This is a genomic window from Sphingomonas sp. GW821-FHT09B04, assembly GCF_059418285.1.
The window spans coordinates 509,626-534,527 of sequence record NZ_JBWKPO010000001.1 but is presented as its reverse complement, the minus strand read 5'-3'; the positions used below and the strand labels follow the sequence as shown (position 1 = coordinate 534,527).

General features: G+C 64.9%; 31 protein-coding genes. 19 read left to right on the top strand and 12 right to left on the bottom strand.

Features of this window, described 5'->3' with window-relative positions; all coding sequences use genetic code 11:
- Positions 1–12: 12 nt before the first annotated feature.
- Entirely contained in the window at positions 13–1,311 is a 1,299-nt protein-coding gene (mnmE, locus tag AC07NK_RS02625) for a tRNA uridine-5-carboxymethylaminomethyl(34) synthesis GTPase MnmE (protein WP_495169005.1), read from the bottom strand.
- Positions 1,308–1,547 carry a DUF6489 family protein gene (locus AC07NK_RS02620; protein ID WP_495169004.1) on the bottom strand — a complete coding sequence of 80 codons (240 nt, stop codon included), beginning with the start codon at positions 1,545–1,547 and terminating at the stop codon, positions 1,308–1,310. Before AC07NK_RS02620 ends, mnmE begins: the two co-directional genes overlap by 4 nt.
- 50 nt (positions 1,548–1,597) lie before the next feature.
- On the opposite strand from AC07NK_RS02620, the gene AC07NK_RS02615 reads away from it, so the two are divergent.
- Positions 1,598–2,062: a methylated-DNA--[protein]-cysteine S-methyltransferase gene (locus AC07NK_RS02615; RefSeq protein WP_495169003.1), complete on the top strand. Its 465-nt coding sequence runs from the start codon at positions 1,598–1,600 to the stop codon at positions 2,060–2,062.
- An 11-nt stretch (positions 2,063–2,073) separates the two neighbouring features.
- Positions 2,074–2,766, top strand: coding sequence for a dienelactone hydrolase family protein (locus tag AC07NK_RS02610; RefSeq protein WP_495169002.1), 693 nt, complete (start codon positions 2,074–2,076; stop codon positions 2,764–2,766).
- Positions 2,767–2,825: 59 nt separating this feature from the next.
- Here the strand turns inward: AC07NK_RS02610 and AC07NK_RS02605 are convergent, their stop codons facing one another.
- The 4 genes from AC07NK_RS02605 to hemE form a co-directional block, all read right to left on the bottom strand.
- The gene (locus AC07NK_RS02605; protein ID WP_495169001.1) at positions 2,826–3,503 is read right to left on the bottom strand and encodes a YjbE family putative metal transport protein; all 678 of its coding nucleotides are present in this window, start codon (positions 3,501–3,503) and stop codon (positions 2,826–2,828) included.
- A 166-nt stretch (positions 3,504–3,669) separates the two neighbouring features.
- Entirely contained in the window at positions 3,670–4,926 is a 1,257-nt protein-coding gene (rho, locus tag AC07NK_RS02600) for a transcription termination factor Rho (protein ID WP_495169000.1), read from the bottom strand.
- 160 nt (positions 4,927–5,086) lie between these two features.
- Positions 5,087–5,542: a CopD family protein gene (locus AC07NK_RS02595; RefSeq protein ID WP_495168999.1), complete on the bottom strand. Its 456-nt coding sequence runs from the start codon at positions 5,540–5,542 to the stop codon at positions 5,087–5,089.
- On the bottom strand, positions 5,539–6,591 hold the full coding sequence (gene hemE, locus AC07NK_RS02590) for a uroporphyrinogen decarboxylase (RefSeq protein ID WP_495168998.1): 1,053 nt from the start codon (positions 6,589–6,591) through the stop codon (positions 5,539–5,541). Before hemE ends, AC07NK_RS02595 begins: the two co-directional genes overlap by 4 nt.
- 297 nt (positions 6,592–6,888) lie before the next feature.
- Between hemE and AC07NK_RS02585 the strand changes: the two genes are divergently transcribed.
- The 11 genes from AC07NK_RS02585 to AC07NK_RS02535 all read left to right on the top strand — a co-directional run bounded on the left by AC07NK_RS02585 (position 6,889) and on the right by AC07NK_RS02535 (position 13,725).
- On the top strand, positions 6,889–7,716 hold the full coding sequence (locus AC07NK_RS02585; protein ID WP_495168997.1) for a pyruvate, water dikinase regulatory protein: 828 nt from the start codon (positions 6,889–6,891) through the stop codon (positions 7,714–7,716).
- On the top strand, positions 7,713–8,300 hold the full coding sequence (locus tag AC07NK_RS02580) for a Maf family protein (protein WP_495168996.1): 588 nt from the start codon (positions 7,713–7,715) through the stop codon (positions 8,298–8,300). The genes AC07NK_RS02585 and AC07NK_RS02580 overlap by 4 nt, the downstream gene beginning before the upstream one ends.
- Positions 8,297–9,112 (top strand): shikimate dehydrogenase family protein, encoded by an 816-nt coding sequence (locus AC07NK_RS02575; protein ID WP_495168995.1) that lies wholly within the window; start codon positions 8,297–8,299, stop codon positions 9,110–9,112. Before AC07NK_RS02580 ends, AC07NK_RS02575 begins: the two co-directional genes overlap by 4 nt.
- Positions 9,112–9,705, top strand: a complete 594-nt coding sequence (gene coaE, locus AC07NK_RS02570; RefSeq protein WP_495168994.1) for a dephospho-CoA kinase — start codon at positions 9,112–9,114, stop codon at positions 9,703–9,705. Before AC07NK_RS02575 ends, coaE begins: the two co-directional genes overlap by 1 nt.
- Before the next feature lie 7 nt (positions 9,706–9,712).
- Positions 9,713–10,405 (top strand): DNA polymerase III subunit epsilon, encoded by a 693-nt coding sequence (dnaQ, locus tag AC07NK_RS02565; RefSeq protein ID WP_495168993.1) that lies wholly within the window; start codon positions 9,713–9,715, stop codon positions 10,403–10,405.
- Positions 10,406–10,455: 50 nt separating this feature from the next.
- Positions 10,456–11,034, top strand: a complete 579-nt coding sequence (gene hpf / locus AC07NK_RS02560) for a ribosome hibernation-promoting factor, HPF/YfiA family (RefSeq protein ID WP_495168992.1) — start codon at positions 10,456–10,458, stop codon at positions 11,032–11,034.
- A 10-nt stretch (positions 11,035–11,044) separates the two neighbouring features.
- On the top strand, positions 11,045–11,515 hold the full coding sequence (ptsN, locus tag AC07NK_RS02555; RefSeq protein WP_495168991.1) for a PTS IIA-like nitrogen regulatory protein PtsN: 471 nt from the start codon (positions 11,045–11,047) through the stop codon (positions 11,513–11,515).
- Positions 11,499–11,960 carry a PaaI family thioesterase gene (locus tag AC07NK_RS02550; protein ID WP_495168990.1) on the top strand — a complete coding sequence of 154 codons (462 nt, stop codon included), beginning with the start codon at positions 11,499–11,501 and terminating at the stop codon, positions 11,958–11,960. Before ptsN ends, AC07NK_RS02550 begins: the two co-directional genes overlap by 17 nt.
- The gene (locus AC07NK_RS02545) at positions 11,960–12,298 is read left to right on the top strand and encodes a DUF1491 family protein (protein ID WP_495168989.1); all 339 of its coding nucleotides are present in this window, start codon (positions 11,960–11,962) and stop codon (positions 12,296–12,298) included. Before AC07NK_RS02550 ends, AC07NK_RS02545 begins: the two co-directional genes overlap by 1 nt.
- Before the next feature lie 165 nt (positions 12,299–12,463).
- Positions 12,464–13,117, top strand: a complete 654-nt coding sequence (locus AC07NK_RS02540) for a cell wall hydrolase (RefSeq protein ID WP_495168988.1) — start codon at positions 12,464–12,466, stop codon at positions 13,115–13,117.
- A gap of 92 nt (positions 13,118–13,209) precedes the next feature.
- Positions 13,210–13,725, top strand: a complete 516-nt coding sequence (locus tag AC07NK_RS02535) for an MmcB family DNA repair protein (RefSeq protein ID WP_495168987.1) — start codon at positions 13,210–13,212, stop codon at positions 13,723–13,725.
- Between the two features lie 8 nt (positions 13,726–13,733).
- Here AC07NK_RS02535 and AC07NK_RS02530 read toward each other — a convergent pair whose 3' ends face one another.
- Entirely contained in the window at positions 13,734–14,333 is a 600-nt protein-coding gene (locus AC07NK_RS02530) for an ankyrin repeat domain-containing protein (protein WP_495168986.1), read from the bottom strand.
- A 71-nt stretch (positions 14,334–14,404) separates the two neighbouring features.
- Here AC07NK_RS02530 and AC07NK_RS02525 point away from each other — a divergent pair, with 71 nt between their 5' ends.
- Genes AC07NK_RS02525 through AC07NK_RS02515 form a run of 3 tightly spaced genes read left to right on the top strand, consistent with a single transcriptional unit; the run spans position 14,405 to position 16,094 of the window.
- Positions 14,405–14,998: an SCO family protein gene (locus AC07NK_RS02525; protein ID WP_495168985.1), complete on the top strand. Its 594-nt coding sequence runs from the start codon at positions 14,405–14,407 to the stop codon at positions 14,996–14,998.
- Positions 14,995–15,423 carry a YcgN family cysteine cluster protein gene (locus AC07NK_RS02520; RefSeq protein WP_495169618.1) on the top strand — a complete coding sequence of 143 codons (429 nt, stop codon included), beginning with the start codon at positions 14,995–14,997 and terminating at the stop codon, positions 15,421–15,423. The genes AC07NK_RS02525 and AC07NK_RS02520 overlap by 4 nt, the downstream gene beginning before the upstream one ends.
- The gene (locus AC07NK_RS02515; protein ID WP_495168984.1) at positions 15,420–16,094 is read left to right on the top strand and encodes a M48 family metallopeptidase; all 675 of its coding nucleotides are present in this window, start codon (positions 15,420–15,422) and stop codon (positions 16,092–16,094) included. Before AC07NK_RS02520 ends, AC07NK_RS02515 begins: the two co-directional genes overlap by 4 nt.
- On the opposite strand, the gene AC07NK_RS02510 is transcribed toward AC07NK_RS02515, so the two are convergent.
- The 3 genes from AC07NK_RS02510 to AC07NK_RS02500 form a co-directional block, all read right to left on the bottom strand.
- Positions 16,070–18,190 (bottom strand): transglycosylase domain-containing protein, encoded by a 2,121-nt coding sequence (locus AC07NK_RS02510; protein WP_495168983.1) that lies wholly within the window; start codon positions 18,188–18,190, stop codon positions 16,070–16,072. The genes AC07NK_RS02515 and AC07NK_RS02510 overlap by 25 nt on opposite strands.
- A gap of 74 nt (positions 18,191–18,264) precedes the next feature.
- Positions 18,265–18,675, bottom strand: a complete 411-nt coding sequence (gene msrB, locus AC07NK_RS02505) for a peptide-methionine (R)-S-oxide reductase MsrB (protein ID WP_495168982.1) — start codon at positions 18,673–18,675, stop codon at positions 18,265–18,267.
- A gap of 31 nt (positions 18,676–18,706) precedes the next feature.
- Positions 18,707–19,330, bottom strand: coding sequence for a class I SAM-dependent methyltransferase (locus AC07NK_RS02500; RefSeq protein WP_495168981.1), 624 nt, complete (start codon positions 19,328–19,330; stop codon positions 18,707–18,709).
- 148 nt (positions 19,331–19,478) lie between these two features.
- Here AC07NK_RS02500 and AC07NK_RS02495 point away from each other — a divergent pair, with 148 nt between their 5' ends.
- Positions 19,479–19,802 (top strand): antibiotic biosynthesis monooxygenase family protein, encoded by a 324-nt coding sequence (locus AC07NK_RS02495; RefSeq protein ID WP_495168980.1) that lies wholly within the window; start codon positions 19,479–19,481, stop codon positions 19,800–19,802.
- Between the two features lie 66 nt (positions 19,803–19,868).
- Positions 19,869–21,134 carry an MFS transporter gene (locus AC07NK_RS02490; RefSeq protein WP_495169617.1) on the top strand — a complete coding sequence of 422 codons (1,266 nt, stop codon included), beginning with the start codon at positions 19,869–19,871 and terminating at the stop codon, positions 21,132–21,134.
- Here AC07NK_RS02490 and AC07NK_RS02485 read toward each other — a convergent pair.
- Positions 21,088–23,379: a CDC48 family AAA ATPase gene (locus tag AC07NK_RS02485; protein WP_495168979.1), complete on the bottom strand. Its 2,292-nt coding sequence runs from the start codon at positions 23,377–23,379 to the stop codon at positions 21,088–21,090. The two genes, AC07NK_RS02490 and AC07NK_RS02485, sit on opposite strands and share 47 nt — an antisense overlap.
- A 330-nt stretch (positions 23,380–23,709) precedes the next feature.
- Between AC07NK_RS02485 and AC07NK_RS02480 the strand changes: the two genes are divergently transcribed.
- Positions 23,710–24,597 (top strand): LysR substrate-binding domain-containing protein, encoded by an 888-nt coding sequence (locus AC07NK_RS02480; protein ID WP_495168978.1) that lies wholly within the window; start codon positions 23,710–23,712, stop codon positions 24,595–24,597.
- A 22-nt stretch (positions 24,598–24,619) separates the two neighbouring features.
- Here AC07NK_RS02480 and AC07NK_RS02475 read toward each other — a convergent pair whose 3' ends face one another.
- The gene (locus tag AC07NK_RS02475; RefSeq protein ID WP_495168977.1) at positions 24,620–24,901 is read right to left on the bottom strand and encodes a hypothetical protein; all 282 of its coding nucleotides are present in this window, start codon (positions 24,899–24,901) and stop codon (positions 24,620–24,622) included.
- Position 24,902 lies beyond the last annotated feature (1 nt).

The window sequence follows — 24,902 nt, the reverse complement described above, 5'->3', positions numbered from 1 at the left end:
CCACGTGGAACATCATTTGCCGATGCAAAAACGCCCGAACAACGTGTCGAGCATCGCCTCGACATCCGCGGCGCCGGTGATCCGGTCGAACGCGCGCAATGCGTGACGCAGATCCTCGGCGATCAGCAACGGGTCACTCCCCTCGCCTGCATTCTGCAACGCTGCTGCGGCCAAGCTCGCCAGGTCGCGCTGGCGGCGATTGAGCGGTATCGCGTCGCTTGCGGGTAGCATCGCGCGCGCCGCCTCCGCGATCCGATCCCATAGCTGCGCAACGCCTATGCCCGTTCGTGCGGAAACGCTTAGCCGCTCGCCGGCGACGGCTTCGCGCCCCACAACGTCGGCACGCGGATGGATCAGGATATGGGGAACACCCGATACCGGCGGTAGCGCGTCGTCGAGCCACAGGATCAGATCGGCCTGATCAAGCGCCTCCTGCGCCCGCGCAATGCCGATCTCCTCGACCATATCCGACGGTGCATCGTGCAGGCCCGCGGTATCGGTAAGCAGATAGGCGACGCCCTCGCGCATCACCGGTGCCTCGATCCGGTCGCGCGTCGTCCCTGCCAGTGGCGACACGATCGCCGCCTCGCGCTCGGCAAGCGCATTGAGCAAGGTCGATTTACCCGCATTGGGGGGACCGGCGAGCACGACGCGAATCCCGTCGCGCAGCCGCTCGATCCCGGGCTCGGCCAGCACCGCATCGATCTCGCCCGCAAGACTGCGCGCGCCGTCGCCAATCCGGTCGAGCGTCCCCGCTTCCGCTGCGACATCATCCTCGTCGGCATGATCGAGCATCGCTTCGACAACCGCCGAGAGCTGCAGCGTTCGCGCCGCCCATGTTTCGATCCGCTGCCGGATTCCGCCCTCGGCCGCGCGCATCGCCGCGCGGCGCTGAGCCTCGGTTTCAGCGGCAAGAAGATCGGCGAGCCCCTCGGCCTCGGTCAGGTCGATCCGTCCATTGGCCAGCGCCCGGCGCGTGAACTCACCCGCTTCCGCCGCGCGCAACCCGGATATGCCCGCAAGTGCAGCTTCCACGGCCCGCACCACTGCACGGCCGCCATGAAGATGAAGCTCGGCCAGATCCTCTCCGGTCGCGGTCGCCGGCCCGGGAAAAATCAAGACCAGCGCGCGATCGAGATGCGTCTCGCTTGTGGGCGACGTTCGCAATGTTCGCAGGGACGCGCGGCGTGGCGGCGGCAATTTCCCCGCTAGCGACTCGACCGCGGCGAATGCTTGGGGTCCTGAAATGCGGATCACGCCGATCGCAGCGGGCGGCTGCCCACTCGACAGCGCAAAGATCGTGTCAGTCACTCGCTGCCGCTACGCTTGCCCATATCGAACATGCCGCGCCAGAAGTTCATCCCGGCCTCGCCCATCGGAGTCCAGCTCTTCATCATCGTCTCGATCATCTCAGGGTTCACCATGCCCTTGTCCATCGAATCGAGCAGCATCTTGATATAATGGTCATGGACAGGCGTGAAATCGGGCAGCCCCATCGTACGGCGGGCTTCCTCGGGCGTGCAATCGATCTCGACATTGATCTTCATAGGCTCTTCTCCGCTTGAGCGGGGCGCTCGCCCTGCCCTACGCTGCACCCATGTATGCGCGCGACCATGCCCTGATCGCAACGCCCATCGGCCCGATCCGGGTCGAAGGCGATGCCGAAGCGCTGATCCGCATCGAGGTTGGCGTGAAGGACACCCGCCGACGTGGAGAGCTCACCACTGTGCGCAACGCCGCTGACCAGCTCGAAGCCTATTTTGCGGGCGATCTCAAAGCCTTCGATCTGGTCCTATCACAGATCGTTTCACTGCGCGGACAGGTGCTGCGCGCCGGCCTGATCGCACTCCGCTACGGTGAAACGGCCAGCTATGGCGAGCTCGCGCGGCGACTTGAATCCGGGCCGCGCGCGATCGGGCAGCTCTGCGCGCGCAATCCCTTTCCGATTGTCGTTCCCTGCCATCGGGTTCTCGGGGCAGGAGGAACATTAGGTTCCTATTCGTCGGGCGATGGGCCCGCGACCAAACAATGGCTGCTCGATCATGAGCAGCGCCATTCCTGACGGAGATACATATGGCGACGACCACGATCCACAGTCTCGACGGCAGCGGCGACTTTGCCGCCTACCGCGCCGATCCGGAGAGCACACCGCGTGGCGCAATCATCGTGATCCAGGAAGTATTCGGGGTGAACGAAGGCATCCGTCGTAAATGCGACCATTGGGCGTCGAAGGGTTACACCGCTTTCGCCCCCGATCTGTTCTGGCGGCTTGAGCCGGGTATCGAACTCGATCCCGATGTCCCGGAGCAGATGGAACGCGGTCTCGGCTTGTTCGGCACGTTCGATCAGGACAAGGGGATCGAGGATATCGAGGCGACGATCCGCACCGTGCGCGCCGCGACCGGCACGAAGGTCGGTGTGACCGGCTACTGCCTGGGCGGCCGCCTCGCCTATATGACCGCGGCCCGCACCGATAGCGACGCCAGCGTCGGCTATTATGCTGTAGGAATCGATGGTCTGCTGGGTGAGAAACACGCCATCGCCAACCCGCTGATGCTGCATATCGCCGGCAATGACGGATTCGTGTCGCCCGAGATTCAGGCAAAGATGCACGAAGGGCTGGACGATCACCCGCGGGTGACGCTGCACGACTATCCGGGCGAGGATCACGGCTTCGCGACCGAGATGGGCAATCGCCGCTCGGAGGCCGCAGCTCAACTCGCCGACAGCCGGACCGAGGCGTTCTTCGCCGAGCATATCGGCTGACACGAAAAAGGGCGGCGCCTGCATCGGACGCCGCCCTATTTTCGTTCTGGATCAGCAGCTTACTGGAAGAGCTGCAGAACCCCGATGTCCTTGTCGATGAAGCCGGTGTAGATCATCGATCCGGCAACCCAGAGGATCACCAGCAGACCGATCCACGCGATCCAGCGATAGCGCTCGATATATTTGGCGATGATGTTCGCCGCGATGCCCATCAGCGCGACCGCGATCACAAGACCGACCATCAGGATACCGGGGTGATCGCGCGCTGCGCCGGCGACCGCCAGCACGTTGTCGAGGCTCATCGAGACATCGGCCACCGCAACTGCCCAAGCGGCGCCAGCAAAGCTCTTGGCAGGCCGGAGACCCGAATGCTCGTCACCCGCGATCTCAGGCGAGCCGGGGTTGTGACCGCCGACGACGATCTCGCGGTACATTTTCCATGCTACCCACAGCAGCAGAACGCCGCCCGCGAAGACAAGGCCGATCACCGCCATCAGCTGCGTCACCACCAGCGCGAAGCCGATTCGCAACACCAATGCGGCGACGATGCCGATCAGGATTACCTTCTTGCGCTGGTCTGCGGGCAGACCCGCTGCGAGCGCGCCGATGACGATCGCGTTGTCACCCGCCAGGACGATGTCGATCAGGATCACCTTCGCGAATGCCGACCACGCCGACAAACTGCCCGAAAACAGCCCCGCAAAATCGTTGACGATATGCCCCCAAAGCTCCGTCATGGATTCCCCTCTTCAGCTGTCGCTTCAATGTGCAAGATCAACGCGTCTTGCCTGTATCCGTTCAATGTCCGTCACGGGCGAAACCCGTAACAGCAGCCAGGCTCGGTAGCCCGCTGGCCGAAACGACGCAGGCCCGACCCAGCTATCCAGGTCAGGCCCCGCGCGGTCACTGGTTCATCGAATCGAAGAAATCCTCGTTGGTCTTCGAGTCCTTCATCTTGTCGAGCAGGAACTCCATCGCGTCGATGGTGCCCATCTGCATGAGGATACGGCGCAGCACCCACATCTTGGAAAGCTTGCCCTTGTCGACCAGCAGCTCTTCCTTGCGCGTACCGGACTTGCCGACATCGAGCGCCGGGAAGACGCGCTTGTCCGCGACCTTGCGGTCGAGCACGATTTCCGAGTTACCGGTGCCCTTGAACTCTTCGAAGATGACCTCGTCCATGCGGCTGCCGGTATCGATCAGCGCGGTGGCGATGATCGAAAGCGAACCGCCCTCCTCGATGTTGCGTGCGGCGCCGAAGAAGCGCTTCGGGCGCTGCAGCGCGTTGGCATCGACACCGCCGGTCAGCACCTTGCCCGATGACGGGACGACGGTGTTGTAGGCGCGGCCGAGGCGCGTGATCGAGTCGAGCAGGATGACGACATCCTTCTTGTGCTCGACCAGCCGCTTGGCCTTCTCGATCACCATCTCGGCGACCGCGACGTGGCGGGTGGCGGGTTCATCGAAGGTCGAGGAAACTACCTCGCCCTTCACCGAACGCTGCATGTCGGTGACTTCCTCGGGCCGCTCGTCGATGAGCAGGACGAGCAGGAACACCTCGGGATGATTGTCGGTGATCGCCTTGGCGATGTTCTGAAGCATCACCGTCTTGCCGACGCGCGGCGGCGCGACGATCAGCGTGCGCTGGCCCTTGCCCTGCGGCGAGATGATGTCGATGACGCGCGCGCTCTTGTCCTTGACCGTCGGGTCGGCGGGGTCGAGCGTCAGCTTGCTCTCGGGATAGAGCGGGGTGAGATTGTCGAAATTGACGCGATGGCGGACCGCATCGGGGTCGTCGAAATTGACGCTGACCAGCTTGGTCAGGGCAAAATAGCGCTCGCCATCCTTGGGCGCGCGGATTTCGCCTTCGACCGTATCGCCGGTACGCAGACCGAATTTGCGGACCTGGTTGGGCGAGACATAAATGTCGTCGGGGCCGGCCAGATAATTGGCCTGTGGGCTGCGCAGGAAGCCGAAACCGTCCTGGAGCACTTCGATCGTGCCCTCGCCCATGATCTGTTCGCCATTCTCGGCCTGAGCCTTGAGGATCGCGAACATAAGATCCTGCTTGCGGAGGGTCGAGGCGCTTTCGACGCCGAGCTCCTCGGCCATCGTCACCAGCTCGGCGGGGGGGGTCTTTTTGAGATCTTTGAGATGCATCTGGGGGAGTCCGTGTGGCGATCGCTGGGAGGGTTTCCGGGCGTTGAGACGCTGCGATGGCTTGAGGAAAAAGGAAGGATGCCGCAGCCGCCGGACGGCGACGCGACAGTTGCGCGATTAGGTTCGGGCTGGATTCAAGTCAAGCTGCGACGTCACGCGATCAGAACGGGCGAACCACCGCCAGGATGACGATCAACGCGACGAAGATCGCCGGGATCTCATTGATCATCCGCAGTTGGCGGCTGGTGAGGCTGCCCCGCCCGGCGCTAAGCCGCTTCGAATAGCCCACTGCCCAGCCATGATAGCCCGAGAGCAGCAGCACGAGCAGCAGCTTGGCGTGGAGCCAGCCAAGGCCTGCGCCGCCCTCGAACAGGCCGAGATTGGCGCCCAGCGCGATACCGACGATCCACACCACCGCCAGCGACGGCGTCAGGATCATGCGGCGCAGCTTCGCCTCGCGATCGGCCCAGGCTTTGGCCTGTACGGGATCGCCCAGCGCTTCCTGATGATGAACCAGATAGCGCGGGAGGATGAAGAGACCGGCCATCCAGAAGATGACGAAGATGATGTGCGCTGCCTTCACCCACAGGTAGGCGGCGCCAAGAAATCCGCTCATTCCGTTCCCCGCACGATGCCGATCAGCTGTTCGACATGGGCGATCGGCGTATCCTGCTGAATACCGTGCCCGAGATTGAAGATATGGGGTCGATCCGACAGCGCATCAAGCACACGCCGCACCGCTGCCTTCAGTTCAGCGCCGCCCGCGATCAGCGCAAGCGGGTCGAGATTGCCCTGCACCGGAAGTCCCGCGGGCAGTTCACGATGCGCCCAGACGGGATCGACCGTTTCGTCGAGGCCGATCGCATCGACTCCGGTCTCGCGCGCATAGGCAGCGAGCTTGCCACCCGCGCCCTTGGGAAAGCCGATGATCTTCACCTGCGGGCAGCGCGCCCGAAGGCCTGAAACAATCGCCGCGTTGGGCGCAATCACCCAGCGCTCAAACTGCGATGGCGAGAGCGATCCTGCCCAGCTGTCGAACAGCTGTACCGCCTCGACCCCAGCCTCGACCTGCTTTGCCAGATAATCGATCGACATCGTCACGATCGCGTCGATGATTGCCCCGAACGCGCCCGGATCGGCATAGGCCATGCGGCGCGTCTCGCTCTGGTCGCGGCTACCCTGTCCGGCGACCATGTACGTCGCGTTGGTCCAGGGGCTGCCTGCAAAGCCCAGGAAAGCCGTATCAGCAGGAAGTGCGGCTGCGACCCGGCGAACCGTCCCGTACACCGGATTCAGCCGCTCAGGGGCTGCTGTGAGGCTTTCCAGTGCATGATCGACCAGCCTGGGCGCCAGCCGCGGTCCTTCGCCGACCTCGAACCACAGATCCTGCCCCAGCGCGTGCGGAACGACGAGGATGTCGGAAAATAGGATCGCGCCGTCGAAACCGAACCGCCGGATCGGTTGAAGTGTGACCTCGGCGGCCGCTTCGCTGTCGTTGACCAGCTCGAGGAATCCGCCCTTCTCAGCTCGCAGCGCACGATATTCGGGAAGGTAGCGGCCCGCCTGTCGCATAAGCCACATCGGCGGAGCATCGACGCGCTTTCCGGAAAGCGCATCGAGAAGGGGTTTGGAGGGCGATGGGTGTGAATTCACAGGACTGCTCATTCCATCTTCTAAAAGAAGAAAAGATTCAAAGAAGGATGTTGTTGTTAGTTGGTGCGTGGATGCCGGGGCTTAGGCGTTTGTGCCGATTCTGCCAACAGATTGACGGCGGAAGCGCCCGCGATTCGCTGCAGAGTCGCGTGTCCCGTCCACATTATCCACAGGCTGTGCGTGTATCCGGGCGCATGTGGAACGCGTTGTGGATGAACTGGCCGGATCGTGGACCGATCGGGCCGCTTGGCGCGCCCGTGTCGTTGCGCTAGCGATTTTCCGCATGTTTTCCACAGATCTGTCCAGCTGATGCGATTGCACCTCCATTTGCTCTCCGATTCCACCGGCGAGACGCTTGAGAATATCGCCAAGGCGGCGCTCGCGCAGTTCGACGATGTCGAGGTGCTGCGTCATTTCTGGCCGATGGTGCGGAGCGAGACGCATCTCGAGCGCATTCTGGGTGAGATCGCGCAGAATCCCGGCCTGGTGATCTTCACGCTGGTGAACCCTGAGATCCGTCGCACGCTGGAAGCGCGGTGCCGCGCGATCGGCCTGCCTGCGGTGGCGCCGCTCGATCCGGTCAACCACGCGCTTTCGAGCATGTTGGGGCAGGAGATGAAGGCGCGGCCGGGGCGTCAGCACACGCTCGACGCCGCCTATTTCGCGCGCGTCGACGCGATCCAGTTCACCATTGCACATGACGATGGCGTCAATTGGGAGAATTGGGAGGAGGCGGACATCGTCCTCGCCGGTGTCTCGCGCACCTCGAAGACGCCGACGTCGATCTACCTCGCCAATCGCGGGTTCAAGGTCGCGAACATCCCGATCGTGCCCGAATCTCCGCCGCCCACTACGTTGTTTGCGCTGCGTCACCCGATGGTGGTTGGCCTCACCACCAGCCCCGAGCGGTTGATTCAGGTGCGGCGAAACCGCCTGCTCTCGCTCAACCAGCAGAACGAGACCTCCTATATTGAGCACGAAGCCGTGCAGCGTGAGGTCGCCTATGCCCGGCGCATGTTTGCCGACAATGGCTGGCCGGTGATCGACGTCACTCGCCGGTCGATCGAGGAAACCGCAGCGGCGATCATCACCTTGTGCAACGAGCGCGAGACCGGTTCCGGGACTCGCGCCGAATGATCGTGCTCGCTTCCACCAGCGCGTCGCGCCGTGCGATGCTGACCGCCGCGGGGGTTCCGCACGAAGCCCTCGCCGCGCATGTCGATGAGGATGCGGCCAAGGCGGGCCTTGCCGGAGTTGCGCCGCGCGACTTGGCGGACGCGCTTGCTGAGCTCAAGGCGCTCAAGGTCAGTCAGCGTGTGCCCGGAACACTCGTGCTCGGTTGCGACTCGGTCGTCGCGATCGAAGACGGGACATTGCTCGACAAGCCGGTCGATCGTGCCGACGCCGAACGACATTTGCGGCTTCTCTCGGGCAAGCGTCACGATCTCTACAGCGCCGCGGTGGTCGCCGAGAATGGCCGCCCTGTCTGGCGGCATATCGACCGTGCGAGGTTACAGGTTCGCCCGCTCTCCGACGCATTCATCGCGGGGTATCTGGAGGCCGAATGGCCGGCGATCGCGGGCTGTGTCGGCTGCTATCGAGTCGAAGGACCTGGGGTGCAGCTCTTCTCCCGGATGGAGGGGAGCCACTACACCATCCTGGGGATGCCGTTGCTCAATATCCTTGATTATCTGCGGACGAGAGGCGTGTTGACGTCATGACCACCACCCCATTTGCCGAAGTGATCGGCGATCCGATCGCCCAGTCTAAATCGCCGGTGATCCATGGTTTCTGGCTCGACAAACTTGGCCTCGCCGCGGCCTATCGCAAAACGCATGTCACCGCCGAAGGGCTGGCGGACTTCTTCGCCTCGCGCCGCGACGATCCCGACTGGCGCGGGTGCAACATCACCGCGCCGCACAAGATCGCGTCGCTTGACCATGTTCCCGATCCAGGCGGCGTGCGCGACACGATCGGTGCGATCAACACCGTGTTCCGCGGCGCGGACGGCACGCTGATTGGTACCAATACTGACGCTGCGGGATTCTATGCGCCCCTCGCTGAATTCGATCTGGAAGGCGCGCCGGTTGCCGTGGTCGGCGCCGGCGGCGCGGCGCGCGCGATCCTGTTCGCGCTGGCGCGGGCCGGGGTCGGGCAGGTGACGATCCTCAACCGTTCGCCACTCAAGGCGATGGGGCTGCTCGCGACCTTTGGGTTGAAGGGCGATGTGGTCGCGCTCGATGCACCGATCCCGCCGGTGGCGCTGCTGGTCAACGCCAGCTCGCTTGGCATGACGGGCCAGCCGCCACTCGACCTCGATCTCGGCGATCTGCCCGAGGATGCGGTTGTCTATGACGCGGTCTACGCCCCGCTCGAAACGGGGCTGCTCGCCGCGGCGCGGGCGCGGGGTCTTGAGACGGTCGACGGCCTTGAAATGCTGATTGGACAGGCTGCGCTCGCCTTCGAGCTGTTCTTCGGCAAGGCCCCGCCGCGCGAGCATGACGACGAATTGCGGGTCTTGTTGACCGCCTGATGCTTGTTCTCGGCCTCACCGGATCGATCGGCATGGGCAAGTCCACCGTCGCGGCGATGTTCGCGGAGGAAGGCGTGCCGGTATTTGATGCCGATGCAGAGGTCCACAAACTGCAGGGGCCGGCCGGCCGGCTGGTCGCGGCGATCGAGGCTGCCTTCCCGGGAACGACCGGAGACTCGGGCGTCGATCGCCCGCTGCTGGGCAAGGCGGTGTTCGGCAATCCCGATGCGCTCAAGCGGCTCGAGGCGATCGTCCACCCCGCCGTTGCCCATGAACGCGCGCAATTTCTCGAATCGAACCGTGATCAGCCGCTTGTGGTGCTCGATATCCCGCTCCTGTTTGAGGCGGGCGGCTGGCGTCAGGTGGACCGGGTTGCCGTGGTCTCGGCGCCGGCTGACGTGCAGCGTGAGCGGGTCCTCGCCCGGCCGGGCATGACGGTCGAGCGCTTCGAGTCGATCCTGGCGAAGCAAATGCCCGACTCCGCAAAGCGCGCCCGCGCTGATTTCGTAATCCCGACCGGCGGGTCGCTGGAGGAGACGCGCGCCGCGGTTTGTGCGGTGATCGCTTGCTTAGCGGGCGCGGAAGGCCGATAATCAGGCCATGCGGGAAATCGTGTTCGATACCGAAACCACCGGCCTCAGCTTCAACGCAGGGCACCGGCTGGTGGAGATTGGCTGTGTCGAGCTGGTCAATCGCGTGCCGACCGGACGCAGCTTCCACCGCTATCTCAATCCCGACCGTGACATGCCGGTCGAGGCGTTCGCGGTACACGGCCTGTCCGAGGCGTTTCTGGCGGATAAGCAACGTTTCCCCGAAATTTGCGATGAACTGATCGAGTTTCTGGGCGATTGCCCGCTGATCGCGCACAATGCGATGTTCGACTATGGCTTCATCAACGGCGAGCTGAAAGTGTGCGGGCGCCCGCTGCTTTCGGTCGATCGCATCGTCGATACGCTGACAATGGCGCGCGCCAGGCATCCCGGTGCCAAGCACACGCTCGATGCGCTGTGTGTGCGCTATGGCATCGACCTGTCCGCGCGCGAACTGCACGGCGCGCTGCTTGACGCGCAGCTGCTCGCGCAGGTGTTCATCGAGCTGACCGGCGGGCGGCAGATCACGCTGGGTCTTGCTGTCGAGGCTGCGGCGGCGAGTGAGCGGGTGGAGGCCGCCGCGGTGAAGAGCAATGCACGCCCGGCACGTGTTTTTGTGCCGAGCGACGAAGAACTGGCCCGCCATTCGGCGTTCATGGCCGGATTCGAGGAGCCGCTGTGGGGCAGTCCGGCGTCCGGTTGACGGACATCGGGTGCGTTCCTAGTTGCACCTCATAGTTGACGGAGGAAGATATGGATATCCGGGTTTCGGGTCATCGGGTCGATACGGGCAAAGCCATCCGGCAGCACGTTGAAGACCGGCTCCAGGGTATCGCCGACAAATATTTCTCCCGCGCAATTTCGGCCCAGGTGACGTTCGGCAAGGGGCCGCATGATTACGGCTTCACCTGCGACATCGTCGCGCATGTGATGCAGGGGCTGGTGCTCAAGGGATCGCACGGGGCGCAGGAGGCGCATCTCGCCTTCGACGGCGCTGCCGACAAGATCGAGAAGCAGTTGCGCCGCTATGTCCGCCGCCTCAAGGACCGCAACAACGGTCATGCGCAGGCGGCGCTCGATGCGGCCTATGACGCGGGCTACACCGTGTTCCAGATCGATGAGGCTGAGGAAGAGGTCGCCGACGCGCCCCCGGTGATTGCCGAGACTCGCGTCGATGTGCCCGATGCCAGCGTTTCCGATGCCGTGATGATGCTCGATCTGCGCAACACCAACGCGCTGCTGTTCAAGAACAGCGGCACCGGCAATTACAACATGGTCTATCGCCGCGCGGATGGAACGATCGGCTGGGTCGAACCCAATCGGGCTGCCTGACCGCCGCACGATGAATGATCTCGGCGACCTTTTGAAACCCGACGCTGTGCGCTCGGGAACCCCGGCGGGCAGCAAGAAGAAGCTCTTCGCGCTGCTCGGTGAGGCTGCGGCTGCGGCCTATGGCCTCGACGCGGCAGAGGTCGTCGAGCGGCTCGCTGCGCGTGAGAAGCTCGGCTCGACCGGCTTTGGCGGCGGCATCGCGATCCCCCACGGCAAGATCGCCGGATTGCCTGGCGTGCGTGGCCTGTTCGTGCGGCTCGACAAGCCGCTCGACTTCGCATCGGTCGACGATCTGCCGGTCGATCTGGTGTTCGCGTTGCTCTCGCCGCCTGATGCAGGGGCGGAGCATCTGAAGGCGCTGGCGCGCGTGTCACGGCGGCTGCGCGATCGTACCTTCACCGCCAAGCTCCGCGGCGCAGGATCGGCCGATGCGCTCTACGCGCTGCTTGCGGGGACCGAGACGCGTGACGCCGCCGCCTGAACCGGTGGGAGCTCAGGCGCATTACCGGGCGCTCGAATCGCTTTACGCCGCAGCCCCCATCAACCGCTTCTTCGACTCGCGGCTGGAGATTCCGGCGAGCGGGCAGGCGCGGATCCACTTCACGATCGACGAACGGCATTTTCATGCCGGCGGGGCGGCGCACGGCACCAGCTATTTCAAGATGCTGGACGATGCGGCTTTCTATGCCTGCAATAGCCTGGTCACCGATCGCTTCCTGCTCACGACGGCATTCAATCTGTTTTTCACCCGTCCGCTCGGGCCGGGACCGGTGATCGCGGAGGGACGCTGGGTCAGCGGCCAGCGCCGCGTGTTCGTGGCCGAGGCGCGGCTGATCGACGCCGATGGCGAAGAAGCGGCACGCGGCACCGGCACCTTCATGAAATCGCGCATCCCGCTCGCCGGTCTTCCCGGCTACCGCCCCTGATGGCGCGGCTCGCGGCCGGGCTGCTCGTCAACGCACTCGTCCGGCGGGTTAATGCGGCGGGCGGCAGTGCGATGGTGCTGGCGAAGGGGGATACGGAAGCCGGCGCAATCCTGGTGCTGACGCTTGAGCGCGGTGCGAATCCAGGCTTTTTCGAACGGGGAATCGGACCCGATGGCAAGCCCGCACTGGTGCGGTCCGGCCCGACCGAACTAACCGATGAGAGCGCCGTTTCGGACTATTGGCAGCGCCGTCGCAGCCGTGATTCCGATTTGTGGGTTGTCGAACTGGATATCGCGGAGGCGGAACGGTTCGCCGCTGAAACCCTCACAACTGGTTGACACTCCGTAACCATTTGGCCAGAGGCTCGCGCACGTTTAAGTAGCGTTGTGCCGTCGGGGTGTGAGACCGCCGGTTACGCAGTCGGGGGGAAAGCCCGACCGGTCCTTTGTTTTAGACAAGGAAACGGACCGGATCGCGCGCCAACCGCATAGTATCGAAGTTGAATGTCCTTTTCTGCTCGCGCCGCGATTATCGCGGCTGTGACACTTGCCTTTGCCGCGGGCATTGGCGCGACCGCTCCGGGTGTAGCCCGGCAGACCGCGCCGTCCGCCAGCAATAACGGTCCGGACCTCCAGCAGGTTCCGACCATGGCCGAAGCGCTCGCCGATCTCGAAGCGGATGCGCCGGCCGCCCCCGCCAACGCTGTGGTTCAGCCGCTCGCCGATCTCGACGGCGACGATGCCGATTATGCGACGCTCGCCGCGGCAGTCGCCGCGCAGCCGCTTGCGATTGATGACGACGAGCTCAACTGCCTCGCCATCGGCGTCTATTATGAATCGAAGGGCGAACCCCTCGAAGGCCAGCTTGCGGTGGCTGAGGTGATCCTTAACCGCAGCGAATCGGGCCGCTTCCCGCGCAGCGTGTGCGGTGTGCTTAAGCAGCGCGGCCAGTTCTCCTTTGTCCGCGGCGGCCAGCTGCCGCAGCCGTCCGAAGGTTCGCGTGCGTGGAAGACTGCACTTGCAGTCGCCAAGGTCGCCCGCGGCGACATGTGGGACAGCCGCGTTTCGAACGCGCTCTATTTCCACGCCCGTTATGTCTCGCCCGGCTGGCGCCGCGCGCGCGTCGGCAGCGTCGGAAACCACATCTTCTATCGCTGAGCGGGTCGGGAGTGCGCGAAAGCGCATTCTCACGGTACCTCCAAACCGACTCGAACCTTCCGTTCGTTCGACAAATGTTCTAGGCAGCGGGGATGGTTTCTACCCTCCCCGCTGCCGAGTCGAACCCGGAACTGGTGCCGCCGGCCGCGCCGCAGCTCACCGCCGAAGTGACCCGTGGGGTCTGCCGGATGCTGCTGCGCCATGATTGCGTGGCGCTGGCCGAAGTGCCGCTGGGCGATGGCCGCCGTGCCGATCTGATGGCGCTGGACGCGCGGGGTGAGGTGGTGATCGTCGAGGTCAAGGTATCGCGCGCCGATCTGGTTGGGGACGGCAAATGGAGCGACTATCTTGCCCATTGCGACCGCTTCTTCTGGGCGGTACCCGCCGGGTTCGACCTGACTCTGTTCGAGACGCCGGGTTTCCTGCCCGAGCGCTGCGGGGTGATCGTCGCCGACCGCTACGATGCCGCAATCCTGCGTGAAGCGAAAACGGTGCCGCTCGCCAGCGCGACGCGGCGCAAATGCACGCTCGCCTTCGCCCGCCGCGCTGCGCGCCGGGTGATCACGCTGACCGATCCGGATGCCGACGGGCTCGGCCGGAACGGCTAGCAGCGTTTCTAGAAGTTCGGTCCTGAAACGGCGCGCTTCTGGACACTGGGTGCGTCCTTGAGCAGCTGTGCGATCACGGGCGAGCGGGTGTCGCGCGCCGCATAGTCGCGGGCATTCATCCCGGCGAGCCGGTCGCGCTGGTCGGGATCTGCCTTGGCGTCGAGCAGGGTACGGACCATGTCGCTATCGCGGCGCTGCACCGCGCGGATCAGCGGCGTCTCGCCGCCACTATTGCCCAGATTGACGTTCGCGCGCCTGGACAGCAGCAATGTCACGCCCTCAGGCCAGGCCGCCTCCACCGCCAGCATCAGCGGTGTGTTACCGCTGCCGTCCTGCAGGTTGATGTTGCCGCCGCGCGAAAGGATGAAGTTCAGATAGGTGCGGTCGCGGCGCTTGCTGACGATATGGATCGCCGCCTCACCCTTGTTGTCGCGCACATTGACGATCGTCTGACCCGGTTCGTTCAGCATATCGGTGACCTTGGTGCCGTCCTGGTCACGCACGGCCTTCAGGAAATTATAGCTGTCGGTGAACTGCTGAGCGGCCACCGGAAGCGCCAGCGCGAGCAGCGCCGCAGCGAAAACGGGCCGGGCGGGACGAAAAGTCATGGTCGAACGATGCCCCTGATGGCTGGGAAACCTTGCAACTCGCCCCGTATCAGATCATTGCGGGCGGCGCCATGAACAGGTTGCTGATCCCCGCTTTCGCCCTCGCTTTTGCTCTCGCCGGTTGCGGCGGGGCCACAGACGCGAAGAAGTCCCTCGCCGATGCGCCGCTTGCCGGAGCCTCGATCGGCGGACCGTTCACGCTGGTGGATGGGGACGGCAAGACGGTGAAGGACACCGACTTCGCCGGAAAATACCGGATCATGTATTTCGGTTATACCTTCTGCCCCGATGTCTGTCCGGTGGACGTCCAGAATATCGGCGGCGCGATGAAGCTGCTCGACAAGAGCAATCCCAAGCTCTCGGCACAGATCGTGCCGATCTTCGTCACCATTGATCCGGCGCGCGACACGCCCAAGGTGGTCAAGGAATTCACCTCGGCCTTCTACCCGCGCATGGTCGGCCTCACCGGCACCCCGGCACAGGTCGATGCCGCGGCAAAGGTCTATCGCGTGCCCTATGCCAAGCGCGAGACGCCGAGCGGCTACCTCATGGACCATGGCCGCCAGGCCTATCTGATCGGTCCCAAGGGGGAGCCGATCGCATTGCTGCCGCAGGATCAGAACCCGCAGGCGATCGTCGCGGAGATCGAGCGCTGGATCGGATAAAGCCCTTCTGGGAGCAGCCGCTCTCGACGCTCGACCGAGCGCAATGGGAAGCATTGTGCGACGGCTGCGGCAAATGCTGTCTGCACAAGATCGAGGATGAGGACACCGGCGATCTCTATGCGACCAACGTCGCGTGCCGCCTGCTCGATCGCCAGACCGGCTTCTGCGGCGACTACAAGCATCGCCACGCCTATGTCGCCGAATGCGTCCGGCTCAACGCGCATAATGTCGAGGATATCGTCTGGCTGCCCCGCACCTGTGCCTATCGGCTGCGCGCGAACGATGAGCCGCTTCCTGACTGGCATTATCTGGTGAGCGGCGATCGCGAGGCGGTCCACGCCGCCGGCGAATCGGTGCGCGGCTGGACAATCTCCGAGGATATCGCCGGCGATCTCGAGCACCATATGGTCGATCGGGTGCTGTGACCCACCCGATCGAGGTCGTCCGCCATCCGCGTGCGCGGCGGATGAAGCTCTCGGTCGATAACGCCACCGGTCAGGTTCGCCTCACGCTCCCGCCACGTGCACCGGTGGGCGAGGCGATGCGCTGGGCGGAGCAGCAGCATGAATGGATCGCGCGCGCGCTCGAACGTCGAACCGCGCCGGTGCCGTTCGAGCCGGGCGCGACGATCCTCTATCTGGGTGAGGAGATTGGCCTTGGCTGGGACAGCGGCTTTCCGCGCACCCCGGTGCTCGACGACGGTCAGCTGATCGCGGGCGGGCCGCGCGAGGGCTATGAACGCCGCGTCGAACGCTGGCTGCGCAAGACCGCGCTCGACATGCTGAGCACCGAGACCGCCGAATATGCGGCGCGTGCCGATGTCACCGTTACCCGCGTCGCGATCGGCGATCCGTCGGGGCGTTGGGGCAGCTGCGCGTCGTCGGGCGTGATCCGTTATAGCTGGCGGCTCATCCTCGCACCGCCGGCGGTGCGCCGCGCCACCGTCGCGCATGAAGTCGCGCACCGCGTCCATATGAATCACAGTCCCGCTTTCCACGCGGTCGTCCGGCAGCTCTATGGCAAGGATCCGGTGCGTGAGCGCGCCTGGCTGCGCGCCAACGCGATGCGGCTTCACTCGTTCGGCCGCGATTCCTGAAGCGGGCGCGGGGCGTCGCGCCCGGAGTCGCGTCCTGAATCACGCGGGGGTGCACGATCGGCGGGTTCGCGGCGCGGCGGCGGGGCATCGCGCTGGCCGCGTCCGGTCATCCGGTCGAGCCAGTCCTGATCGATCGTGCCGTCATCCGCGGGAGGCGGCGTGCCGCCCGGGACAGCATCCGGATTGGCCTCTTCGCGTGGGATCGGGTTACCGTCCTCATCGACATAGACGGCGTTGTCGGGTGCACCATAGACTTCGTCGTCGGGCTCGACCTGCCATTCGGGCAGGGTTACTTCGGTCTCGAACGCTTCGACCGGGCGGCCGGCGACCGCAGGGCGCATGAAGGCGGCAAAGGCGCGTGCCGGGGCGGTCCCGCCCTGCAGCCCACCGACGCGCTTGGCGTCGTCGCGGCCCATCCACACACCGGTGGTGAGGCCCGAGGAGAAGCCAAGGAACCAGCCGTCCTTGTTCGAGGTTGTGGTGCCGGTCTTGCCCGCGACCGGGCGATCGATCTGCGCCGCGCGTCCGCTGCCCGTGGCGACCGCGGTCTGCATCAGGTCGGTCATCTGCGCCGCGACATAGGGTGCGACCAGCACGCGTGAGGTGTCGACTTCATGCTGATAGATCACCGCGCTGTTCGCGGTGACGCGGGTGATTGCATAGGGGGTGACGCCAACGCCCTTGTTCGCGACCGAAGCGAACGCGCGGGTCATGTCGATCAGGCGCACATTGCTGGTGCCCAGAACCATCGCTGGCTGAGTATTGATCGGGGTGGTGATGCCGAACCGTCGCGCCATGTCCGCGACGGTGCCGAAGCCGACTTCCTGCCCCAGTTTCGCAGCGATGGTGTTGATCGAATAGGCGAAGGCCGAACGCAGCGACATCGCGCCCGAGAATCGGCCCGAATTGTTGCGCGGGCTCCAGCCGCCGATCGTCACCGCCTCGTCGACCACCTGATCGTCGGGCTTGTGACCGGCTTCGAGCGCGGCAAGGTAGACGAACAGCTTGAACGCCGATCCCGGCTGGCGCGTCGCCTGTGTGGCGCGGTTATAGATCGATGAGACATAATCGCGCCCGCCCACCATCGCGCGCACCGCGCCGTCGCGGTCGAGGCTCACCAGCGCGCCCTGCGCCCCGGCGGGGGTATTCGCCTGAATCGCCTGCGTCGCGGCGTTCTGCATCTTGAGGTCGATCGTCGTCCACACGTCGAGCGGCGCTTCGGTCTCGTCGATCAGCACTTCGAGCTGGGGCAGCGCCCAGTCGGTGAAATAGCGGACGCTGTTTTGCTTAGGCGCCGCGGCAAGCTTGACCTCGGCCGGGCGTGCGGCGTCGGCCTGGGCGCGGGTGAGCGCGCCGGTCTCGACCATCACGTCGAGTACCACGCTGGCACGGCCGATTGCCGCCTCCGCGTCGGCGGTGGGCGAGTAGCGCGATGGCGCTTTGACCAATCCTGCGACGACGGCGGATTCGGACAGCGTCAGATTGGTCGCCGGATGGCCGAAAAAGGTGCGTGAGGCAGCGTCGATGCCGTACGCGCCGCCGCCGAAATAGACCTTGTTCAGGTACAGTTCGAGGATCTGGTCCTTGGTGAACTTGCGCTCCAGCGCGAGCGCCAGCACCATCTCGCGCAGCTTGCGGCCGACGTCATATTTGTTCGACAGGAAGATGGTGCGCGCGACCTGCTGGGTGATCGTCGATGCGCCCTGCAAGCGGCGGTCGGTACCGCGATGGTCGAACGCGAACTTGGTGATGCGCACCAGTGCGACCGGGTCGACGCCCCAGTGCGAACGAAAGCGGCGATCTTCGATTGAGACCATCGCGTCGCGCATCGGTGCAGGGATCTTCGAATATTCGATCCACTCGCCATAGCTCGGCCCCAATGAGACGATCACCGTGCCGTCGGCGGCGTGGACGCGGATCATCTGTCCGTTGGGCGAGGATTTGAGCTCGTCGAAGCTCGGCAGATTGGCGCGCGCGGTATAGACCGCGATCGTCAGCGCGATGAGGCCGGCGAGCGCGAGCGCGACTCCGCCGATCAGCACCCATTTCAGGATGCGGCGAAACTTGCCGGGGCGGGCGGAGGGTTTTCTGGGCATCGGAAGTGGCGCGAACCTACCGGCGAACCGCGCGGCTCACAAGCGGATCGATAAGCCGGCCGGTCGCATGCGAATCAGGCGTCATCGCCTTCGCCGCGCGGGCGGAATTCGAGCGCGACCGAGTTGATGCAGTAACGAAGCCCCGTCGGGGGCGGTCCGTCGGGAAAGACGTGGCCCTGATGTCCGTCACAGCGCGCGCAGCGGACTTCGGTGCGGACCATGCCATGGGTCGAATCGCCATGCTCGCTGACATGATCGGGGGCGACCGGCCGCGTGAAGCTGGGCCAGCCAGATCCCGAATCATATTTGTCGTCGCTGTCGAACAGCTCAAGCTGGCAGCCCGAGCAACGATAGACCCCATCGGTCTTGTTGTCGGTATAGTGGCCCGAAAAGGCACGTTCGGTCCCGGCCTCGCGCAGCACATGATACTGCGCGGGTGTGAGCCGCTGGCGCCACTCCGATTCGGAAAGGTTGAGCTGTTCCATGCGCCCGATGTGAGGTGCCGGGCCGCCGCCGTCAATCGGCGGCTTCGTCCTTCCACGCCCACCAGAGCTGTGCAGGCGGCACGTTCCACCACTCCATGTCGGCATCGATGCGCGCAAAGTGGGGGGTCAGGAAATTGCGGACGTTCGGATTGAACTGATAGACCAGAAACGCGCCACCCGGCTTCAGCACGCGCTGCGTCGCTTCCGCGATCGTTTCGCCCACGCCCGCCGGCAGGGTTGAGAAGGGCAGGCCCGACAGCACGTAATCGGCATGCTCCGCGCCATGATCGGCGACGATGGAGTTCACGTCGGCGGCCGAACCCTGAATCGCCGAGAAGCGCGGATCGACGATGGTCTGGCGCAGATAGGCGACGAAATCGGGGTTGGTATCGATCGCGATATATTTCGCGTCCGGGCCGAGCCGGTCGAGGATGTGGCGGCAGAAGGTGCCGACGCCCGGGCCATACTCGACGAACACTTTGGTGTTCTCCCAGTCCACGCGCCCCAGCATCTTGCGGATCAGCTTGCGCGAGGACGGGATGATCGATCCGACCATCACCGGATGCTTGAAGAACCCTTGGAGGAAGAGCGCCTGTGGCGAGAGGGGGCGCGAAGCCTTGCGCTTCGCGCGGGAAAACGTGGTCGAACCGTTCATCAACTTCCCTCTGTCGGTGTCACGATCCTGTAGGACAGTTGCCACGGCTCTGTCATCAGGTACGTGCGCATCTTAACGCTCTTCACGCCGTGGCGGTTGCGCACGCCGCCGAAACGTTTCATCGAACAACCCGTGAAGGGAGCAGTCCATGACGTATCCGCGCGAAGGTCAGGTCGCCGTGATCTTCGTCTCGCAACGCACGGATGAGGATGACGACGGCTATTCCGAAGCAGCCGGGGCGATGGGCGCGCTGGCCGCGGTGCAGCCCGGTTATGCGGGCGTCGAGAGCGTCCGCGATTCGGGCGGGCTTGGCATCACGGTCAGCTACTGGGTGGACGATGCGAGCGCGCAGGCCTGGCGCGACAATCCCGAACATGCCCGCATCCGCGATCTCGGCCGCGCACGCTGGTACGACTGGTATGTGCTTGAGGTGACGCGCGTCGAACGCGGCTATCGCTGGTCGCGGCAATGAAGCGCCCGTGATATTGGGAGGGTGATCCTGGCGCGCGACCGCACCTTCGGGCTTTTGTTCCTGGTGATGTTCACCATCGCCGCCGGCAATACTGCACTGCAATCGGTGCTGCCCGCGCTCGGCCGTTCGCTCGGAGTCGCCGACAGCGCGGTGGCCGCCGCCTTCTCGGTCTCGGCAATCTTGTGGACGCTGGTCGCGCCCTTCTGGGCCAACCGCTCGGATCGGCACGGGCGGCGCAACATGGTGTTGCTGGGACAAATGGGGCTGACCGCCTCGCTGTTCTTCTGTGGCCTGTTCCTGGCGGCGGGGATCAACGGCTGGATCGAACCCGCCACTGCCTTCATCTTCTTCGTCGGGGCACGGATGCTCTATGGCGGGTTCGGTTCGGCCGCGCCGCCGGCAGTGCAGGCGATCGTCGCTGCGCGTACCAGCCGCGAGGACCGGACCAGGGCGCTCACCCTGCTCGGCTCGGCCTTTGGCCTCGGCACCATCCTCGGCCCGGCGATTGCGCCCTATCTGGTCGTGGGCGACCTGTGGCGCGGTGGGCCGACGATTGGCCTCGCCGGCCCGGCGCTGATCTTCAGCGGGGCGTCGCTGGTGATGGTGCTTGTTATCTCGCGCTTCCTCCCGCGTGATGTCGATGCACCGCTCAGCCATGGCGCGGTGACCAGCTATCCCTCGATCGGCGGGCAGGCGAGCGGGGCGAGTGTCACCGCCGCCACCACCCCCAAGATCGAGCCGATCGGCTATTTCGACCCGCGTGTGCGTTCCTGGATGATCTGCGGTCTGGTGCTTGGCCATGCGCAGGCGATGGCGGGACAAGTGATCGGCTTCCTGATCATCGATCGGCTCGGGGTCCCGCCGATCGAGGCGATTCAAGCGACCGGCCTCGTCCTGATGATGGGCGCGGGGTCGGCGCTGCTCGCGCAATGGGGGATCATCCCACTGCTCAACCTCAACCCACGCCAGCTGATGCTGATCGGCCTGTCGCTCAGTGCCGTGGGCGCGTTTGCCATCGGGAACGCGGTCTCGCTGTACGGGATCGCAACCGGCTATGCGCTGGCGACGCTCGGCTTCGGCTTCTCGCGGCCGGGATTCACCGCCGGCTCCTCGCTTGCGGTGGGGCAGGCAGCGCAAGGGTCAGTGGCGGGCAAGGTCACCTCCGTCAACGGCGCCGCCTTCATCCTCGGCCCGTCGATCGGTGTCGCGCTCTATGGTGTGTGGCGGCCGCTGCCCTATTTCACCGCGGCCGCCGCACTCGTGCTGCTGATCCTCTACGGGTGGTTCAGCCTGCGTCCTTCTTCCGGCCCTGAAGCATCCCCGGAGCGATGAACCCGATCGGGTTGAGCGCTACCGCATCCTGCTTCATCCGCGCGACGAGCTGGGCGTATTCCGCCTCCATCTCGGGCGTCACGGTGGCGCGCGAATCCGCGAGCGCCGCCTCGAAATGCGCCATCGTCACCTGCCGGTTGGCGAGCGATTCGCGCAGCGCGGCGAGACCGGCGCGGCGCACCACATCCTCCAGATCTGCCCCGGTGAACCGGTCGGTCCGTTCTGCGATCGAGCTCAGATCGACATCGTCCGCGAGCGGCATCTTTCCGGTCTGGATCTTCAGGATCCGCTCGCGCCCGGGGGCATCGGGCACGCCGACATAGATCAGCTCGTCGAGCCGGCCCGGGCGCATCAGCGCGGGATCGATCAGGTTCGGGCGGTTGGTCGCGCCGATCACGACCACCGACTGAAGCTCCTCCAGCCCGTCCATCTCGGCAAGGATCGTGTTGACCACCCGTTCGGTTACCTGCGGTTCGCCCATGCCGGACCCACGCATCGGCACAAGGCTGTCGAGCTCGTCGATGAAGATCACACAGGGTGCAACCTGCCGGGCGCGGGCGAACAGCCGGGCGATCTGTTGCTCGCTCTCGCCATACCATTTGCTGAGCAGGTCGGACGATTTAGTGGCGATGAAGTTCGCCTCCGCCTCCCGCGCCACCGCTTTGGCCAGCAATGTCTTGCCGGTGCCGGGCGGGCCATAGAGCAGGAAACCCTTGGCCGGGCGGATGCCGAGGCGCCGGAAGGCGTCGGGGTCCTTCATCGGCAGCTCGACGCCTTCCTTGAGACGCATCTGCGCGTCGTCGAGACCGCCGACATCCTCCCAATGGACGTTGGGCTTCTGGACCATCACCTCGCGCATCGCGCTCGGCTGGACGCGCTTCAACGCCTCGACAAAATCATCGCGGGTGACCGCCAGCGTCTCGAGCACCTCGGCGGGGATCGTCTTCTCCTCGAGGTTGAGCTTCGGCATGATCCGCCGCACCGCCTCGATCGCAGCTTCGCGCGCCAGCGCGGCGATGTCGGCGCCGACAAAGCCGAAAGTGGTGCGTGCGAGCTCGGCAAGGTCGACCTTCTCGCCCAGCGGCATGCCGCGGGTGTGGATGCCCAATATCTCGCGGCGACCGCGTTCGTCGGGCACGCCGACCACGATCTCGCGGTCGAACCGGCCCGGCCGCCGTAGCGCCTCGTCGAGCGCTTCGGGCCGGTTGGTCGCGGCGATGATCACGACATTGGCGCGTGCTTCCAGCCCGTCCATCAGCGTCAGCAGCTGCGCGACAAGGCGCTTCTCGGCCTCGCCCGTCACCTGCCCGCGTTTGGGCGCGATCGAATCGAGTTCGTCGATGAAGATGATCGCGGGGGCATTGGCGTTGGCCTCCTCGAACACCTCGCGAAGCTTTTTCTCCGATTCGCCATAGGCCGAACCCATGATCTCGGGCCCGTTGATCAGGAAGAAGCTGGCGTCGCTCTCGTTCGCGACCGCCCGCGCGAGTCGCGTCTTGCCGGTTCCGGGCGGGCCATGGAGCAGCACGCCCTTGGGCGGATCGACGCCCAGCCGCTGGAACAGCTCGGGATAGCGCAGCGGCAGTTCGACCATCTCGCGCAACTGGTCGATCGTCGCGGACATGCCGCCGATATCGTCATAGGTGACGTCGGCGCGGCGCAGCTCCTTGGCTTCCTCGAAGTCCGCGCGCAGTTCGACCTCGGTATTCTCGTCGATATGGACGATGCCGCGCGGCGTTGCCGAAACGACCGTCAGGCGGATCTCCTGCAGCGCATAGGCCGGCGCGCGCAGATGCTGGAGCACGTTGGGCGGCATGTCCGAAACGCGCTGCTGGCCGACGGTCGAGACGGTGTCGCCCTGTGCCAGCGGCCGGCCGATAAAGGTGCGCTTCAGCGCATTCGCGGACCCCTCAAGCCGCAAATCCTTGCGTGCGGGTGCGAACACGACGCGCGTCGCAGGACGCGATTCGCCGCGGCGGATCTCGACGAAATCGCCTGATCCGACCCCGGCATTGGCGCGCTGCAAACCGTCGATGCGCAGCAGCTCAAGCCCCTCATCCTCAGGATAGGGGAAGACGGCGCGCGCCGGTGTCGTGCGCTTGCCGATGATCTCGATCACATCGCCCTGTTGCAGGCCAAGCTCGGCCATCAGCGTGCGCGGAAGATGGGCAAGGCCGCGCCCGCTGTCCTCGGGACGCGAATTGGCGACCTGAAGCTTGCGTGTCGGGGTATCGGTATCGGCCATCGGCTCTCCTTCCCTGCGAATTGCCGGGTGAGCGCGCCAGATAGGCATGCGGTTCCGGATCGCCTAGGTAGGCTACCGTTTCGCCCGCGATTTGGGCAAAAAAAAGGGCCGGCCCAAGGGGACCGACCCATGAAAGGTTTAGGAGAGGATGCCTGAAAGGCACGCCCTATGTGCAGTGCAGCGTAAATTTGTGCAAGTGCGAAAAGATCCCATTATGATTGCAGTTTCTGCAATCTGTAACAATCGCGGTTTAGTGCCAGTGTAACCGTTGTCAGATTCGTTACACTGATAACCAGTTGCAAATGGAAACGCTGCACCACACAAAAAGCTATGCGAAGGCTGCCACCCCTCACCGCCATCGAAGCGTTCGTCCAGGTCGCGCGGCTTGGCTCGGTCAAGGCGGCCGCGGAGGAGCTTGCGCTGTCCTCGCCCGCGCTCAGCCGCCGGGTTCAGGCGCTGGAGCGCTTCATCGGCAAGCAATTGTTCGAGCGGCGCCATCAGTCGATGAAGTTGAATGCGGAGGGTGAGCGGCTGCTCGGGCTGATCGCGCCGGCGCTCGATTCGATGAGCGACGCGATCGAGGGGATGACCAGCGGGGTCGAATTGCTGCGCCTGCGTCTCGGCACGCCAGCGTTGTTCGCGACGCAACGGCTGCTCCCACATCTGGGTGCATTGCGCGCCATGCATCCGCAACTCCATCTCGATATTGATACCGGCGGGCATGGGATGTCGCGCCTCGGTGACGGACTCGACGCCGCGATCGTGCTCGCGCGCGACATCGACACCCTGCTTTACGGCCGCCGTCTCGACCGCAACCGCATCCGCCTCGTTGCTGCCCGGAATCTGGTCGAGGGACCGAATGCGATCACCCGGCCCGAACAGCTCGACGGCATGACCGTGATGGTCCACCGCGATATGGCCGACAGCTTCGAAATCTGGCGTGACGCGCTCGGCGTCCCCAATATCGAGCCGGTTGCGGTCGACCTGTTCGATTCGGGATCGCTGCTGCTCGAGGCGGCCGCGCAGGGCGTGGGTATCGCCTTCATGCTCGATTCGCACGTGGTGCCTGAGGATGACCCGCGCATCGCCACTCTGTTCGATCCGGTGGTGAAGAGTCCTTATTCCTACTGGTTCGTGTGCCGCCCGCGCGCGCTGGAGCAGCGCCCGGTCAAGCTGTTTCACGACTGGATGATCGGCACGATCGAACTGGAGAGTTAGGGCGCGCACCGGTGCGCGTGCCTTATTCGTTCCAGTTCAAGAGTTGGCCGGCAGCCGCGCTCGCGTGGTTCTGCGCCTGAATGAGGCTCGGAAACTGGCCGCCACCGTTCCATAGCTCGCCGTTCGATCCCGCCGCCTCATACTCGAGAACATAGGTGGGAGCCTCGATGTCGTCCCTCACCTCGGGATCGTCCGCCCAGTCTCCGGACCCATGGCGCACGGACTGATAGCTGATACGGACGCCTAACGGGATTCTGCCGTCGAACAGCCAGGTTGCGGTGGCCAGGATGCCGCCATCGGTCATC

Bases quoted from the DNA above. Each gene is read 5' to 3' on its own strand.
- AC07NK_RS02620 (WP_495169004.1), bottom strand. From the start codon at position 1,547: ATGAAGATCAATGTCGAGATCGATTGCACGCCCGAGGAAGCCCGCCGT.
- AC07NK_RS02615 (WP_495169003.1), top strand. From the start codon at position 1,598: ATGTATGCGCGCGACCATGCCCTGATCGCAACGCCCATCGGCCCGATC.
- AC07NK_RS02610 (WP_495169002.1), top strand. From the start codon at position 2,074: ATGGCGACGACCACGATCCACAGTCTCGACGGCAGCGGCGACTTTGCC.
- AC07NK_RS02605 (WP_495169001.1), bottom strand. From the start codon at position 3,503: ATGACGGAGCTTTGGGGGCATATCGTCAACGATTTTGCGGGGCTGTTT.
- rho (WP_495169000.1), bottom strand. From the start codon at position 4,926: ATGCATCTCAAAGATCTCAAAAAGACCCCCCCCGCCGAGCTGGTGACG.
- AC07NK_RS02595 (WP_495168999.1), bottom strand. From the start codon at position 5,542: ATGAGCGGATTTCTTGGCGCCGCCTACCTGTGGGTGAAGGCAGCGCAC.
- hemE (WP_495168998.1), bottom strand. From the start codon at position 6,591: ATGAGCAGTCCTGTGAATTCACACCCATCGCCCTCCAAACCCCTTCTC.
- AC07NK_RS02585 (WP_495168997.1), top strand. From the start codon at position 6,889: ATGCGATTGCACCTCCATTTGCTCTCCGATTCCACCGGCGAGACGCTT.
- AC07NK_RS02580 (WP_495168996.1), top strand. From the start codon at position 7,713: ATGATCGTGCTCGCTTCCACCAGCGCGTCGCGCCGTGCGATGCTGACC.
- AC07NK_RS02575 (WP_495168995.1), top strand. From the start codon at position 8,297: ATGACCACCACCCCATTTGCCGAAGTGATCGGCGATCCGATCGCCCAG.
- coaE (WP_495168994.1), top strand. From the start codon at position 9,112: ATGCTTGTTCTCGGCCTCACCGGATCGATCGGCATGGGCAAGTCCACC.
- dnaQ (WP_495168993.1), top strand. From the start codon at position 9,713: ATGCGGGAAATCGTGTTCGATACCGAAACCACCGGCCTCAGCTTCAAC.
- hpf (WP_495168992.1), top strand. From the start codon at position 10,456: ATGGATATCCGGGTTTCGGGTCATCGGGTCGATACGGGCAAAGCCATC.
- ptsN (WP_495168991.1), top strand. From the start codon at position 11,045: ATGAATGATCTCGGCGACCTTTTGAAACCCGACGCTGTGCGCTCGGGA.
- AC07NK_RS02545 (WP_495168989.1), top strand. From the start codon at position 11,960: ATGGCGCGGCTCGCGGCCGGGCTGCTCGTCAACGCACTCGTCCGGCGG.
- AC07NK_RS02540 (WP_495168988.1), top strand. From the start codon at position 12,464: ATGTCCTTTTCTGCTCGCGCCGCGATTATCGCGGCTGTGACACTTGCC.
- AC07NK_RS02535 (WP_495168987.1), top strand. From the start codon at position 13,210: ATGGTTTCTACCCTCCCCGCTGCCGAGTCGAACCCGGAACTGGTGCCG.
- AC07NK_RS02530 (WP_495168986.1), bottom strand. From the start codon at position 14,333: ATGACTTTTCGTCCCGCCCGGCCCGTTTTCGCTGCGGCGCTGCTCGCG.
- AC07NK_RS02525 (WP_495168985.1), top strand. From the start codon at position 14,405: ATGAACAGGTTGCTGATCCCCGCTTTCGCCCTCGCTTTTGCTCTCGCC.
- AC07NK_RS02510 (WP_495168983.1), bottom strand. From the start codon at position 18,190: ATGCCCAGAAAACCCTCCGCCCGCCCCGGCAAGTTTCGCCGCATCCTG.
- msrB (WP_495168982.1), bottom strand. From the start codon at position 18,675: ATGGAACAGCTCAACCTTTCCGAATCGGAGTGGCGCCAGCGGCTCACA.
- AC07NK_RS02500 (WP_495168981.1), bottom strand. From the start codon at position 19,330: ATGAACGGTTCGACCACGTTTTCCCGCGCGAAGCGCAAGGCTTCGCGC.
- AC07NK_RS02495 (WP_495168980.1), top strand. From the start codon at position 19,479: ATGACGTATCCGCGCGAAGGTCAGGTCGCCGTGATCTTCGTCTCGCAA.
- AC07NK_RS02490 (WP_495169617.1), top strand. From the start codon at position 19,869: ATGTTCACCATCGCCGCCGGCAATACTGCACTGCAATCGGTGCTGCCC.
- AC07NK_RS02485 (WP_495168979.1), bottom strand. From the start codon at position 23,379: ATGGCCGATACCGATACCCCGACACGCAAGCTTCAGGTCGCCAATTCG.
- AC07NK_RS02480 (WP_495168978.1), top strand. From the start codon at position 23,710: ATGCGAAGGCTGCCACCCCTCACCGCCATCGAAGCGTTCGTCCAGGTC.
- AC07NK_RS02475 (WP_495168977.1), bottom strand. From the start codon at position 24,901: ATGACCGATGGCGGCATCCTGGCCACCGCAACCTGGCTGTTCGACGGC.